This window comes from Gammaproteobacteria bacterium, from assembly GCA_030949385.1.
Classification (GTDB): domain Bacteria; phylum Pseudomonadota; class Gammaproteobacteria; order JAUZRS01; family JAUZRS01; genus JAUZRS01.
This window is the reverse complement of the sequence record JAUZSP010000001.1, coordinates 224,183-238,468: the sequence shown is the minus strand read 5'-3', so window position 1 is coordinate 238,468 and position 14,286 is coordinate 224,183. Positions and strand designations below refer to the sequence as shown.

Below are 14,286 nucleotides of genomic sequence, written 5' to 3'. Positions count from 1 at the left end.
GGGTGTCTGCACTGCCTGATTGGGTCGTTGAAGCGGGTGTGCTGTGCGGTCGATTTCGTCAGATACTGGTTTCTGCTGAACATCAGACGTTGTTGCTCTGTGAGGCCAAAAGCGTTATGGCAACGTATTCGATTTCCACCTCTCGTTATGGTCTCGGTGGCACGGAAGGCAGTTATAAAACGCCTTTGGGCAAGCATCGCATTGCCGCTAAAATTGGTGATGGTGTGCCTCTTGGTGAGGTATTTGTTGGTCGGCTAGCACAAGGTTATTCGGCTGATATTCTTCAGGACGAATCTCGCAGTGAGGATGACTCCATTACCAGTCGGATTCTCTGGTTAGAAGGTTTGGAGCTGGGTCTGAATCAGGGGGCAGGTTGTGATTCTAAGCAGCGTTACATTTACATTCATGGCACTGCGGAAGAGGGGTTGATTGGTCAACCGGTTTCCATTGGTTGTGTGCGAATGAAGAATCGTGATGTGATTGAGCTGTTTGATCGAGTTTGCGAAGGTGATTTGGTCACCATTTTAAAATGAAACGAGTACATTATGGCAACAAGTAAAAAATTCAGTTGGGCAGTGATTGAGACAGAGGATGGTTGGGGCGCTGAAATAAAACGGCGAGTGACGGCGAGAAAAAGTAGGGTCTCAAAGCGACAGACCGGTTTTGCTTCTAGGGTTGAAGCGCGTGCGTGGGCTGAAAAAGAGTTGACCGAATTTTTTAAAACTTTGGGTGAGAGTAATAAAAAGAAACGCCGTGTAAAAAATGGCTGATTCGAGGCGCGCGTTTTGTCTGTTGTTGTGCGGTGTGCTGTTGTTTTCGAGCGGCCTGCTTCATGCGGAGCGTGCGTATCGTTTTGGGGTTGTGCCACAGTTTGAACCCCGTCATCTGGCTCGTATTTGGAACCCTATTCTTGTTGAGCTGGAGCGACGTACAGGGCTTAAATTACATCTGAGTGGTTCGATAAACATCTCTACGTTTGAGCGTGATTTTCGCCAAGGTCGTTTCGATTTTGTTTATATGAATCCGTATCATGCTTTGATTGCCTCTGAACAACAGGCGTATCAGCCTTTGGTACGTGACGGTGGTCGTTCTTTGTTTGGTATTTTGCTGGTGGCTAAAACAAGCCCGATCACCTCGATTCAAGAATTGAATGAACAGAAGGTGCTTTTCCCTTCTCCCAATGCGTTGGGTGCGTCGCTGCTGATGCGGGCGGAATTGGGTGCGCAAGGCATTTCTGTTAAGCCCCATTACGTTAAAACCCACTCCTCTGTTTATACCAACCTGCTGCTGGGGCGAGCCGTGGCTGGTGGTGGTGTGGTGGGCACTTTAAAACGTCAAAAGCAGGTTGTTCAGGATAATCTGCGTATTCTTTATTGGACTCATGCCATTGCGCCGCATCCGGTGATGGTGCATCCTCGCGTTTCGCAGAGGGATCGTGAAGCGGTTAAGCAGGCTTTTTTGGCGATGGGTGAGAGCAAAACAGGGCGTGCTCTGTTGGCGAAAGTGCCGATTAAGAAAATTATTTTAGCCACGATGCAAGATTATGCGCCCTTAAAGGGCATGGGGTTGGAAAATTACGTTGTTCAGCCTCAATAAACTCCTCTACTCCTTACGCGTGAGAGTGGCGATGTTGCTGCTGTTGGTGGTGAGTTGTTCTGCACTTTATTTCACCTACTTTTGGCTGCCTCATTCCCGTTTAGATAACATTAAAAGACACAAACAACAGGTGGAAGCCCATTTGGCGACGTTGGCCGATGCGCTTTTGCCTTATCTACTTCAGGATCAATTGGCAGCGATCAACGAAACTTTGGATGTGTTGCGTCAGCGTCAGCCGGATTGGCGTTTAATGACGCTAGACGATCACGATCAGAAACGGATTTATCCGCTTTTTCCTGAGCCGCTGCCGCTGGGGGAGAATATCTATCTGTTGGAAAAGGAGATTGTTTTTCAAGGACGGGCATACGCTTATTTGCGCCTTTATCTGGATGCAACCGATTTTTTGACGGAGGTGAAGCGGCGTGACTGGGAGTTTATTTTACTTTTTCTTGGACTTTTTTCAGCGGCTTTTTTATTGGTGGCGCTGTTTTTGGATCAGATCGTGGGAAGGCCTATACGTCAGGTGGGTGAAGCGGCAGAGCAGTTAACAAAGGGAGATTATGCTGCGCAGTTGCCGCAGGCTGTTCGAGGTGAGGTGGGGGATCTGATCGCACGTTTTGAGCAGATGCGTCACACGATCCAGAATAAAGAGAATTTATTGAGCGAAGCACGGCGAGTCGCTGAAGAAGCGAGTCAGGCTAAAAGTTGTTTTTTGGCCAATATGAGTCATGAGATACGTACTCCCATGAACGGGGTCATCGGTATGCTTGAGTTGATGGCCGATACCGCCTTGAAGCCGGAGCAGCGTGATTATCTTAACATCGCCTTGGCCTCTGCTGAGCTGCAACTTAGAGTGATCAATGATGTGCTTGATTTTTCCAAGATTGAGTCAGGTCAATTGGAGTTGGAGCAGATTGCCTTTGATCCAAAACATGTGCTTAATAAAATGGAGCACCATTTTGCTAGACAAGCTCAACAAAAAGGCGTGCAGCTTAAATGTGAGTGTCAGGAAAATATGCCAAAAGGGCTGTTGGGAGACCCGTCACGTTTGCAGCAGATGTTGACCAATTTAGTCAGTAATGCGATTAAATTCACGTCTCAGGGCGAGGTGGTTTTACATTTGAGAGGATGGGGTGAGCCGGAAGCGTTTGCCATTGAGTTTGGAGTGCAAGACAGCGGCATTGGTTTGAGCGCAGCAGAGCAGAGCAAATTATTTCAGCCGTTTACCCAAGCGGACAGCTCCACCACGCGCCGGTTTGGCGGCACGGGTTTGGGGCTCTCCATTGTGAAACACCTATGCCATTTAATGGGCGGTGAGGTGGGGGTGAAGAGCGAACCGAGTGAGGGAGCTTATTTTTGGTTTCGGATCCCTTTGAGGGTGGTGGAAACAGAGGCTCTTGCTGTTGTAAATACTGTGTTGGTGGAAGAAGAACGGTTGCTTTTTAGCACGCGCGGTAAGGTTTTGGTGGTTGAGGACAACCCCATTAATCGTAAGGTGGTGGAGGCGATTTTGAAAAGAAGCGGTTTCCAATTTCAGACAGTGGAAAATGGTCAAGAGGCGGTTACTTTGGCAACAGCAGAGAAACGCCCCATTTTGGTTTTGATGGATTGTCAAATGCCGGTGATGAACGGTCTGGAAGCAACGATGCTGATTCGGCTCTGGGAGAGAGAACAGGGAGCCGAACGCCTGCCTATTATTGCGCTGACGGCGGGAGCGTTTAATGAAGATCGTCTGGAAGCGTTTGAAGCGGGTATGGATGCGTTTGTGGCCAAGCCGGTGCGTAAAGCAACTCTGTTGCAAGAGATGGCACATTATCTTTGACATTGCTGTGGGTTTTACTTAGGCTTGTCCTTCAGTTGCGCCGATTTTGTACTCAAATTGCGGGCGCGTAATAAATACGGCTAAAGTGAGCAAAAGCCCGCTTTCGCCCTCGCGGGCTTTTTTTATGCCCATCATTTTTTGGAGCAGGTTATGAATGATCTCGATTGGGCTGAATTTTCACCACAAACTCGCGCGGTGCGCGCCGGTCATCGACGCACAGCGGAAGGTGAACAGGGTGAGCCGATTTTCCCCACTTCCAGCTATGTGTTTTCCTCAGCTGCGGAGGCGGCAGCGCGTTTTTCCGGTGAGCAGCCGGGAAATATTTATTCGCGTTTTACCAATCCAACGGTGCGTAATTTTGAAGAGCGTTTGGCGGCGATGGAGGGGGGCGAGTCTTGTGTGGCTACCTCTTCGGGCATGGCGGCGATTTTGGCCACCTGTTTGGGTTTATTAAAAAGCGGCGATCACATTGTGTCCTCTCAGAGTATTTTTGGCACTACCAATGTGCTGTTTAATAAGTATTTGGCTAATTTAGGCATAGCTACCACGTTTGTCGCCATTGATGATCTCGCTGCGTGGCAAGCAGCGATTCAACCCAATACCAAACTGTTCTTTTTGGAGACCCCTTCCAACCCTTTGACTCAGTTGGCGGACATCCGTGCTTTGGCGGATTTGGCGCATCAGCATGAGATTGTTTTTGCGGTGGACAACTGTTTTTGCACTCCAGCCTTGCAACGGCCTCTGGAATTGGGGGCGGACATTGTGATCCATTCGGCAACCAAATATTTGGACGGTCAAGGTCGTTGCATCGGTGGTGCGGTGGTGGGAGATAAAGAGCGGGTTGGCAAAGAGGTTTATGGCTTTTTACGCAGTGCAGGCCCGACCATGAGTCCGTTCAATGCTTGGGTTTTTCTCAAGGGTTTAGAGACTTTACACCTGCGCATGAAAGGGCATTGTGAGAGTGCGTTGGCTTTGGCGACGTGGTTGGAACAGCATCCTGCGGTGGAGCATGTGTATTATCCTGGACTGAAATCGCATCCTCAATACGAATTGGCGCAGCGACAGCAATCTGGTGCGAGTGGCATTGTCTCTTTTGAAGTTAAGGGCGGGCAAGAAGCGGCGTGGCAGGTGGTGGATACGACCCGTTTGCTTTCAATTACGGCTAATTTGGGCGACAGTAAAACCACCATCACTCATCCGGCGACCACTACTCATGGGCGTTTGACCCCAGAGGAGCGTGCAGCAGCAGGGATTGGGGGTAATTTATTGCGCGTGGCCGTGGGGTTGGAGGCGCTGGAGGATATTCAGGCTGATTTGGCTCGGGGCTTGGATGATTTGTAGGTTATTTGATGCGATTAAACCCTTCTAGCGAGGGTTTGGCTCGCCCTTTTTTGTTGTGCAAGCCAAAGAAGGGTTCTGCTTCTAAAAAGTAACCACGTTGGTTGGGTTGGTCAAAATAGTGGAAGTAGTTGAAGCCAATTAGCTGTGCTTGTTGTTTGAATTTTGGCATTAAGTCGGCGTATTCATGGAGCAGTTGAGCTTGTTGCTCTTCAGCTTGATCACCACGAGAAGAGAGGGCTAAGTAGGCTAAAAAGGTGGGTTTTTTATAGGTTTTATGTAAGTAAGTGGCAAAATTGAGTGAGCGTTGTGCCGTATTAAGGACATCACTGCTGCTGTTGCGTGTTAAAGCGCGCATCTCTTGAAAGGCGATGAAGTCGCTCTGTTCAATGGCTGTTTGAATGGATGGATGGAATAATTTCCAGTTCTCAATGTCATTTTTAATCTGATAGTTACCGAAATCACCAAGACAAAATCCCGCCTTAACGCCATCGACCGATTTTACCATTTGTAAACTAGCGCTTAAAATTTGATTGAAACCTTGCCAGTGTGGAATGTCTTCTTGATTGAATTCAGGGTTGAGAATAACGACTTTTTCCCCTGGTATTTTTGTTAAATAATGACTAAAGCGTCGTAAGGCTTGAAAATAAGCATCTTTATTGTTGATAACAAAGTCTTGAGATATGTCATCGGCAAACCAGTAAAAAATGTAGATGGGTATATAGCCTTGATCGATTACTTCACGTTTGATTATGTCTGGACTATACCATTCTTCTTTCCAGTCTCGTGTGATCCAAATGGAGATTGAATTGAGATTGGGGGAGCTTGTTTTGGCAATGTGGTGTAAGGATGTTTGGTTTTGCCAGCGACATTCGGGTGTCCATGTTTCGTAACCCGAAACGGTTTTACAGTAGTCAAGACCGCCTGCTGCGATTAAAAAAGGCAGACTAATCAGGCTATTAAGTAGGCTTGTGAGCATCGTGGAGAGTGTAAGGTGCGATAAAAAGTTGAGTTGATTGTGGTTTGAGATTATGCACAGTGATGTCTGTATAACGTTTTTCAATGTTATGCTGGTAATCAAACTGCGTTCCAATGATCTCTGAAGTAACGGTACGAATGTTTTTTACTCCTGGCCAATAGAGTCGAAACTTGAATTTTTCAATGACGTTACGATTTCCATTTTTAATGGAGATTAAAAAATTATCACTGGTGTACTCTACATTTAATACTAAGTTTTGATATTGATTCATTAATTCATATATTTCATTTCCACTCAGTTTTAGGATATGTTCTTTTTCAGAAAGAGTTTTAAAAATAGACTCTAATATTTTTATGTTCTTTTTATAAGAGAGTAGGTGAGTGTGTGTGCTGAGGGTGTATAGCCCACCTAAATAACTCACTAGCTCTTGTTCCTTAAAGACATTGTCATGAATGTTTACGTCACTCCATTTATCATCGATAAAATAACTGTAATCATCGGTGCCTGTTCTGGGAATGGTAAGAAATGCTTCATACTCAAAATAAGGAAAAATAGTTTCTTTATTTTTTTCAAATATATAACGATATTCTGCTTTACGTAGTGTTTTTGCAATGGTTATATCAATTTCTTCACGAGGAGGTCGAAAACCGTAGATGGGAGATTGGATAATATCTTCTAAGAGCTGTTTTGATTCTATGATCTCTTTATCTAGTATTTTTTGCTCCTCACCCATGATTTTTTGATGAGAATAGCTATGAGAGGCAATTTCGATATAATCATTTTTTGCTACATCTTGTGTGAGGCTGCGTTTTTCATCAGAGAGTGAAGCAACACAAAATGCAGTACTTTTTATTTTATATTTTTTTGCTAGTTGAGAAAATTCACGCAAATTTTCGTATTTATACTCGGTGTCTTCCGAAACCATGACAGCCTTATCAGAATGAATGTAGGGATATTTGCGTACGCTGGCTGGTTTGTAGGCAAAATCAATAATACCTTGCATTAGGTTGGTGAAATATTTAGCGTTACTGGCAACTTCATAGAATCCATAGGACGGAAAATTAAAGTAGACCCAGCGTCCTTTGCCATGATAACCGTGCCAGAGTACACCAGCTTGTTTTAGTGTCAGGTTATTGCCATCGGGCATGGTGGGGGTCGCAGTTTTTGCCCAATTGGTTAATATCGCATCGGCTTCTAAATCACCTGATTCGAACAGTGGAATATCATCATATATAACCAAGTTTAAGCGTCGGCCATTAGGTATATAAGGAGTTAGTGGTGAAAGAATTTTTGTAGTAAAAAAAAGACCCTCTTGTTTTTCAATTTTTGGATTATTTTTATTCTGTTTTAATCCAGTAATGTTTTGAATAAAACGAGCACCTCGGTGTTCACCATTCTCGTCGGAGAACCCTGAGTTGAAGTTGAACGTTAAGGAGCCACCTTCTTCAACAAAAGAACCTATCTGTTCTACAGTTTGTTGACTTAATGAAATCGCATCAATGACAAACAATCGTGATTTAGGAGAGAGGTTTTCAATTTCTTCTTCGTAAAGAGTCAGTGGAACTCCACCCATGCTTTGAATGATGATCTTTATTTTGTTCAGGCGTGTTTCGTAGCTGTTGCTGCCAATACCATAAGACTCAAGTTGTTTACGCGTGGCACTGGAGTCTAATACATAAATGGGGTCTGCTTCAAACCCAGGCACGAGAGTGCCACTGACAACAAAACTTTTCATGACTAAGTAGGACATATAGGAGGTTCCTAAAATCAGTCCTACCATATTAAGAAATACTTTGGCGCTGTATATGTTGATTTTAAAGCGGGAGCGTTTTGCCATATTTATTCCCTATGGAATTTCGGTGAGTGGTTTTTTCTGGTTGTCACTGACTTGGGTGAAAAATATATATTTTATGTTCTCTTCTTCTAAAACTTCTTCATAACTGAATGATGCACTGGAATTTTTTTTTCTCACGTGCTTTATACATGAAATAGGTGATCACGCCAAAGACCAGAGTCAAAATGGTGATGATCAGAATGATAAACGATAAGAATGCAATAAAATTCATAGTCTTCCTTTTCGGTCGAGTTTACCCCAACTCATTTCGATGTTGAACCACTCTTCGATGGTTGCAAATATTTTGGCAATATTGATTATGCCAATAAAGTAAAGCCTATATAACAAGGCGTAAAATACCAGTTTCAGATCATCTCTTGTAATCAACAGACAATAAAAAGCCCCTGCCATATCCAGTACAGTGAATAGGGACCACCAGTAAATAAGTATCATACTTAAGCCTGTGGTGAGGCTTAAGTAGATGAAAAAAACGCTGCCCCAAAAATCCATAAAAGGCCAAAAAATGGCTTCAAATAACATGTACCAGAGGATGGCAGAAGTGGAGGGACTTTTTCTAAAGCTAAATAGGTGCTCTTTGTGTTTTCGAATGGCCTGTAAAATACCACGTGTCCAACGGTAGCGCTGTTTTATTAAGTCTAGAAGATCTTCGGGGGCTTCGGTATAGGCGAGAGCATCGGGCTCAAAGTCGATTTTGTAGCCAGCAGCAATTAACTTAAGGGTTAGATCGCAATCTTCTGCAAAAGTATCGTGGTCATAACCTCCGACTTTTTCCAGCGCACTGCGACGAAAGACACCAATAGGATCAGGAATAATATTGACCATCTTGAGTAAGGCTTGGCCATTACGCACCATATTCAGCCCCTCTATGTATTCCAATGCTTGTAATTTTGCCAATGTATTGGTGCGGTTTATAACATAGACCGAACCAGCCACCGCAGCGGTATCAGGATCATGAAATGCTCGAACGAGAAGTTCAACAGCATCTTCTTTGAGCTTAGAGTCAGCATCAACCACCATAATTAGATCGCCAGATGATTTTTCAATCCCGTAATTGAGGGCGCGCGATTTTCCTCCATTGGGCTTGGTGAAAACTCTCACAGATTTATCGCCTAAGTCTTGTTCATAGGATTTAGCAATGCTGTAGGTTTTATCCGTAGAACCATCATCTAAGACAACAATTTCCACAAAACGGTAGGTTTGTTTTAATAGAGATTGGATCGAAGCGCCGATTACTACATCTTCGTTATACGCAGGGACAATAATACTGACACGATGATGAGTCGGTGTTTGTTTTTCTCCGTCGCCTAATTTATGAATGGTTTTGACCATTGAGAAGAAAAGTAATAATAAATAGCGAGTGATAATAATGAAAGTGAATAAACCAATGGCTACAACACCAAATTGAACTACAAAAGCACTGGTGCTGTAATATAGGTCAGTTGCCCAAAAAATAGCGTAGATTATAAACAGTACAAGTAAGGCTATTATGAATAAAATGAGTGTTTTTATCATTACCAGCGTACTCCTAAGTTGAGTTGGCAATCGCTGTATTGGTAAGCTTGCCCTGTATTGCCGATGCGCTGGGAGTTACTTTGATTACAGCCTAATTTGAAGTGAAGGCTTTTATTGGACTTACGTTCAAACCACAGACTGTAGTGATCAGAGATACTGTTTGATGAAAGGCCATAACCGACGCCGATTTTAGCCTTGAGACTAATTTTGGCTGGTAATGATAGTGTTGAGGTGAGGTCAACGTAAGTGGCGTCATCAAAGTTTGGAGCGTAGTAGCAGTTACTGCCACGAGAGTTGCTTTGGTACCAACCGCTGGTTGAAATCTCGGTATTGAATTTTTCATGACTGAATTGTTTGAAGGAAAAATTAAATTGATGAGTTAATGATTTATTATTGTCACTGAAATCAGAAATTTCTAAAGACCCCCAGTAATTTTTTCCTTTATCAAGGCCAATGTAAGTGGTGCCTTCGAGGCGTGTCATATTGATATTGTCACGAAGAGCGCATTCGGTAAAACGACGATGCACTGCATTGCGTTTTTCAAGGTTAAAAGTATATGATTTTTTATTTGATTGGGTTTTGTATTTTAAATAAGGATTGGTGGTGTTGAAGTTGTTGTAATGGTCACGTTGAAAACCAATTTCGAAACCACTATTTTGCAAAGAGGCTGAGAACTGTTGTCCTTGCTGTTTTACGGAATCATTGTTGTCACTAATGAAGAAGCTGCCACTGGATACTTTGAGATCAAAGTCACCAAAGCGTTGTTTTGTCAGTAACAGAGCATGGTTTTCATAGTGAATACCGTTGATATCATTATGGAATACGCTTTTTGTTTCAAGATGATATTCTTTATTATCTGTTTTTTGATCTTTATGTGAAGTGTTCGGCATTATTTTTTTTTCCTGACTTTGTTGAGAATTGTTACCGGATGTCAGAGGCTGCCCTTGCATGATAGCAAAGAGGCGATTTTTGCTGTTTTTTAGTATATTATTGCCTATGGTTTTTTCTTGATACTTAGATTTCTTCCACTGCTCATTTTCTATGAGGCAAGATTTTTTTTTACAATTGATAGATAATATTTTATAGCCGTTATCTGAACCCTGTGAAGATTGGTAACGTTGGTAAAATTTTAACTGGTAGCCATTTCCATGCTCATTTTCGATGTAGGGATCAATGATGTCTATTGCTATTTTTTTTGATTTTTTAAATGCTGTGCGTTTTTTCTCTGTCCATTTTTTGTTCACCTGTAGTGAAGAGGAATAAAATTTCTTATAATTTTTAAAATCACCTTGTTGCCAAGCAGTTTTCCAACTGGTTAGCCATTCTACTTGTTCTGGTTTTAGTTTTTTTCTTTCTGCATTAATAATTTTTTGGTATTGCTGTGTGGCCTCATTAACTTTTCCAGCCATTTCTAAGTTGTATGCATAATGAAACCTTAAGTTGGGTGTGGGGAATCTCCACACCACAAGATAGTATTCTCCGGCAGCTTTCAGGTACTTTTTACTTTTTTGCAGGGCAAAAGCGTAGCGTGATCGTGCTGGGTAATCATTTATTTTATGTAAAAGATATTTTTGGTAATAGGGTAGTGATGCGTTGAAAAATCCGGCAGTTGATAAACGGTCGGCAAAGGCTATTTGTTCATTATTTGTGGTGTTTGTTAAGGTATCTTGGGTGACTGGTTTATTGTTGAAGTTGAGTTTATTTTTTTGAGGCAGAGCTGTTGTCCTTACAGATGAAAAACGTGGGTTTTGTTTTTGGATGTTGGCTTTTAACTCAATGGCATCGGTGTTGTTATTGTCGATAACAAGAATTTCATCAATGACATCAAGAGCTGCATTAGGAAAACCTGCCCAATAATAATTTTTTGCCAATACTAAGAAGGCGTCGGTGCTGCCTTGTTTATAGGCATAGTATTCAAGGTAGCCAAAACCTTTGTAGTAGTTTTTCAGTTTGATATGCAATATGGCCACATCGCGAGTAACCAAAAGGTCTTGTGTTTTTAGATTAAGATATTTTTCAAGGTTCTTTATCGCTGATTGGGTGTTGCCAGCGGCCAAATGTAGATTGCCTAGTCGATAAAGGTGTTGTTCAGAATCTTCGAATTGAACGACAAGGTCAGTGTATTTTTTAATCAATGGTTTGATATTACCTTGTAGAATCATGAGCTCTTCTTGAGCATCAATGTCTCTGGGTTTTTTGCTAAGGTATTGTTTGAATAATTCGATTGACTTCTCTTTTTCACCATTCCAACTGTAGATAAAGGCCAAAACTTTATTATGTTTAAGTTGTATGTTTTCGTTGGTTGTATTTTTTAATGTTTTTTCTATATGAGCTTTGGCTTCATCGTAATGACCGCTCCAAGAGAGAATTTTTGCAATGAGGAGAGTGACTTTGAAATTTTTTCCATCATCCAACTTGTAAAGAATGGAAAGAGCTTCTTCATTTTTTCCAAGCCAGGATAGTCGGGTGGCAAAAAATAGTTTTGCCTCTTGATCCTTAGGGTTCTTTTTCAGATACTCTTTGGTGATGATTAGGGCTTGTGCATGTTGTTGGTTATTTGCAAGAGCGCTGACTAAGTTTTTCATATTAGCCAAGCTTGGGTTTTTTTTATAGGCTGTTTGAAAGGCAGTGATTTGTTCTTTTTTAAGATTAGTTATATTACTCTCGTATTTTTTTAAAGTAGACTCTTTTATTTTTAGGCGCTTTAGACGTAACATTTGTTTTTCAGCTCGATTGATCTGTTTGGTTTTTATATATAAGTCAATTAAAGTTATGCCAAATTTATTTTCTTTATGATTAATGAAGAGTGTCTGAAAAATTCTGATAGCACAGTTATTATTTTTTTCAGCAATACAGATTTTTCCTTGCAAGGATTGGTGAGATTTTGATTCTTTATTCTTCACTTTTGCTAGGGATTTTTTGCTTTTTTTGTACTCTTTTTCTTTGAGGTAAGATTCGGATATTAAAAATCGGCTTTGATCAGATATGGCTGTTTGGTTTCGCTCCAGTGTTTCATAAAGACGTTGGTTTGCTTCTGTATTTTTTTCGATATGAAGTTTTTTAAAAATGGAATCTATTCTATTTGATGGCGTTTTTTTTGTTATTTTGTATTTAGAAAGTATTTCCCTGTCTTGATGGATATTGTTAATATTTATTTGTAGTTTTTTTGCTAATTTATTGTTAGGAGATAGAGATACAGCTTGCTTTATCAACTTTTCGGCTTTGTTTATTTGTCCAATGTTCAAATAATGCTTGGAAAGAAGCAGTCGACTGTTGATGTCTTGAGTGTCAATGCTTATCTTTTCTTCTAAGAAAAGAACATCGATTTCAATTTTTTTAGCATGTGCGATTGATGGTAAATTATATAGAAGGATTAAAAAAAGTGCTTTGTAAGCGATGCTAACGTGCATTAGAAAATTTTCTTGTGGTTGAAGAATAGGTCAACAGCGTCTGCGCTTTTTTGCAAACGTATGGAGGGATCCAGTTCCTTTATTTTCCTTAATACTGTAATACTGTTTTCTTTTTGAGCGTTGTAGCAGTGTAGGTGGATCAATTCATTTTCATGGTCTACAAATGCGTAGTCATTATCACGAAATCGACTTTTTATTTTTTCTGGTAATAGTTTAAATTTATCATATGTGAATGTGAAAAGAGTAAAAAAATGTCGGTTTTTTAGTGATTTTTTGACTTGTTTTTTGAACTCTTGTTTGTTATTTGCTAGATAGAAGGGCTCTGATTGGCTTATGAGGTTGCTGCTGTAAAAATTGTAGTGAAGTGATTTTTCCAATGCCAGCACGTAGTTGATAATGCGAGTTTTCAGGGTGAAAAATTCTTGAAAACCGCTTATATGTGATCTGATCTTTTCCTGTTCTCGGGCATGTTCACGGCTGCATAGGTAGAAGAGCTTACTGTTTAAGTTATGCTGCTTTACTGTTTCTGATATTCCTAAGTCCATATTATGATCGACATTGCTGGCATTGAAAATGATGATGTCGGGGTCAGTACGGTTTTCAACGATCATCTTAGAGGGATTTTCAATCACAGTAAGTTGAATTTTTTTACATCGTCCTAGAATATAATTATGAAATTGAAATACTTGTTTACTGTTTGTAATCAGCAAAATGTTGTAGTGGTCTTTGGTTTTGTGTGATTCTAATTGTAGGTGTGGTTGCGGTGCGATGGATTGTATTGCGGTGGCAGAGGGTAAGGGATGAAAGTATGCGGTCTCAGACGAATTATTTACGATACGTTCTGATATATGTAGTGTTTTATTTTTTAATGTTATTTCAAAATTTATTTTCTCCAGAGGATAATTGCTCACGGGAATGTCTATGCAACGAATGTTAGCAACCGTTTCTGAATGTTTGATGGTGATAACAATGTCGAGGTAGTTGAGTAAAATATTTCGTGTTACTTGGTAGCTGTCGCTGTTTTTTGAAAGTGTGACAAAAATATTTTTTTTATGTATTTGTCCAAGTTTGTGTAAGTCTTTGACAAACTTGGGTATTTCAGTTTGTTCATGCAGGTCAAACATTTCACCAAGATTGTCAATAAAGAGATTTTCCCCTGGCATGTTTTCAACAATGCGACCGATGTCTTTGAGCAAAAAATCGTGATCAAAACGTTTTAATAGATCTTTCCAGCCGTCTTTTAGAAAGAAAAATTCAAGTTGATTGTCAAGATCATTAAACTCTAAAAAGCTTTCTTTGAAAATATTTATTTTTTTCAGAAAAACACTTTGGTTAGCAGAGGTAATAATCGTCGCTTGCTTATTATCTATAATGTTATTTAGAATATGAAGAAAAAAAGTAAACTTACCCGATTTCCGATCGCCCTCAATAACTGAAAAATCAGCATGATTTAAAGCTTTTTCAAGGTTCATTTTTATATTTTTATTCCTGTTTGATTGGTTGTGTGATCCATTTTCAACCTATGTTATCGGCTAGAGTTACTTAATGTGTATAAATGGATGAATAATCAAACGATTGGTAGTCAACTGTGGCACCTTTCTTTAGGGTGAAGATGCCGAGTAAGTTTAACGACAGAGGTAGTATTTGTAAATACAGATGGTTATTTTTGGGGTATAAGAATCTCAGATTGGTTCCGATTTTTTGCCCTAAGTTAAGATTTCCTCAGAAATAAATAATTAAAATCTTGGTTTTTATTTGTTTATAGTGCGGTTTT

General features: G+C 40.7%; 10 protein-coding genes. 5 read left to right on the top strand and 5 right to left on the bottom strand.

Annotated elements, in window-relative coordinates:
• The first annotated feature begins 2 nt into the window (after window positions 1-2).
• The 5 genes from Q9O24_01090 to Q9O24_01070 all read left to right on the top strand — a co-directional run bounded on the left by Q9O24_01090 (window position 3) and on the right by Q9O24_01070 (window position 4,759).
• Window positions 3-533, top strand: a complete 531-nt coding sequence (locus Q9O24_01090) for a L,D-transpeptidase (GenBank protein ID MDQ7073769.1) — start codon at window positions 3-5, stop codon at window positions 531-533.
• 12 nt (window positions 534-545) lie between these two features.
• On the top strand, window positions 546-770 hold the full coding sequence (locus Q9O24_01085) for a DUF3622 domain-containing protein (GenBank protein ID MDQ7073768.1): 225 nt from the start codon (window positions 546-548) through the stop codon (window positions 768-770).
• Window positions 763-1,596: a phosphate/phosphite/phosphonate ABC transporter substrate-binding protein gene (locus tag Q9O24_01080; GenBank protein MDQ7073767.1), complete on the top strand. Its 834-nt coding sequence runs from the start codon at window positions 763-765 to the stop codon at window positions 1,594-1,596. Before Q9O24_01085 ends, Q9O24_01080 begins: the two co-directional genes overlap by 8 nt.
• Window positions 1,580-3,418 (top strand): ATP-binding protein, encoded by a 1,839-nt coding sequence (locus tag Q9O24_01075; GenBank protein ID MDQ7073766.1) that lies wholly within the window; start codon window positions 1,580-1,582, stop codon window positions 3,416-3,418. The genes Q9O24_01080 and Q9O24_01075 overlap by 17 nt, the downstream gene beginning before the upstream one ends.
• A gap of 150 nt (window positions 3,419-3,568) precedes the next feature.
• Complete coding sequence (locus tag Q9O24_01070) at window positions 3,569-4,759, top strand: O-succinylhomoserine sulfhydrylase (protein MDQ7073765.1); 1,191 nt, start codon at window positions 3,569-3,571, stop codon at window positions 4,757-4,759.
• Window position 4,760: 1 nt separating this feature from the next.
• Here the strand turns inward: Q9O24_01070 and Q9O24_01065 are convergent, their stop codons facing one another.
• The 5 genes from Q9O24_01065 to Q9O24_01045 all read right to left on the bottom strand — a co-directional run bounded on the left by Q9O24_01065 (window position 4,761) and on the right by Q9O24_01045 (window position 13,984).
• Window positions 4,761-5,735: a hypothetical protein gene (locus Q9O24_01065; GenBank protein ID MDQ7073764.1), complete on the bottom strand. Its 975-nt coding sequence runs from the start codon at window positions 5,733-5,735 to the stop codon at window positions 4,761-4,763.
• Window positions 5,716-7,572, bottom strand: a complete 1,857-nt coding sequence (locus Q9O24_01060; GenBank protein MDQ7073763.1) for a polysaccharide deacetylase family protein — start codon at window positions 7,570-7,572, stop codon at window positions 5,716-5,718. The genes Q9O24_01065 and Q9O24_01060 overlap by 20 nt, the downstream gene beginning before the upstream one ends.
• A 225-nt stretch (window positions 7,573-7,797) precedes the next feature.
• The gene (locus tag Q9O24_01055) at window positions 7,798-9,102 is read right to left on the bottom strand and encodes a glycosyltransferase (GenBank protein MDQ7073762.1); all 1,305 of its coding nucleotides are present in this window, start codon (window positions 9,100-9,102) and stop codon (window positions 7,798-7,800) included.
• Window positions 9,102-12,512: a hypothetical protein gene (locus tag Q9O24_01050; protein MDQ7073761.1), complete on the bottom strand. Its 3,411-nt coding sequence runs from the start codon at window positions 12,510-12,512 to the stop codon at window positions 9,102-9,104. The genes Q9O24_01055 and Q9O24_01050 overlap by 1 nt, the downstream gene beginning before the upstream one ends.
• Window positions 12,512-13,984 carry a hypothetical protein gene (locus Q9O24_01045; GenBank protein MDQ7073760.1) on the bottom strand — a complete coding sequence of 491 codons (1,473 nt, stop codon included), beginning with the start codon at window positions 13,982-13,984 and terminating at the stop codon, window positions 12,512-12,514. The genes Q9O24_01050 and Q9O24_01045 overlap by 1 nt, the downstream gene beginning before the upstream one ends.
• Between the last annotated feature and the right edge of the window lie 302 nt (window positions 13,985-14,286).

Excerpts from the sequence above, each read along its gene's own strand:
- Q9O24_01085 (MDQ7073768.1), top strand. The coding sequence starts at position 546 with ATGGCAACAAGTAAAAAATTCAGTTGGGCAGTGATTGAGACAGAGGAT.
- Q9O24_01080 (MDQ7073767.1), top strand. The coding sequence starts at position 763 with ATGGCTGATTCGAGGCGCGCGTTTTGTCTGTTGTTGTGCGGTGTGCTG.
- Q9O24_01070 (MDQ7073765.1), top strand. The coding sequence starts at position 3,569 with ATGAATGATCTCGATTGGGCTGAATTTTCACCACAAACTCGCGCGGTG.
- Q9O24_01065 (MDQ7073764.1), bottom strand. The coding sequence starts at position 5,735 with ATGCTCACAAGCCTACTTAATAGCCTGATTAGTCTGCCTTTTTTAATC.
- Q9O24_01060 (MDQ7073763.1), bottom strand. The coding sequence starts at position 7,572 with ATGGCAAAACGCTCCCGCTTTAAAATCAACATATACAGCGCCAAAGTA.
- Q9O24_01055 (MDQ7073762.1), bottom strand. The coding sequence starts at position 9,102 with ATGATAAAAACACTCATTTTATTCATAATAGCCTTACTTGTACTGTTT.
- Q9O24_01050 (MDQ7073761.1), bottom strand. The coding sequence starts at position 12,512 with ATGCACGTTAGCATCGCTTACAAAGCACTTTTTTTAATCCTTCTATAT.
- Q9O24_01045 (MDQ7073760.1), bottom strand. The coding sequence starts at position 13,984 with ATGAACCTTGAAAAAGCTTTAAATCATGCTGATTTTTCAGTTATTGAG.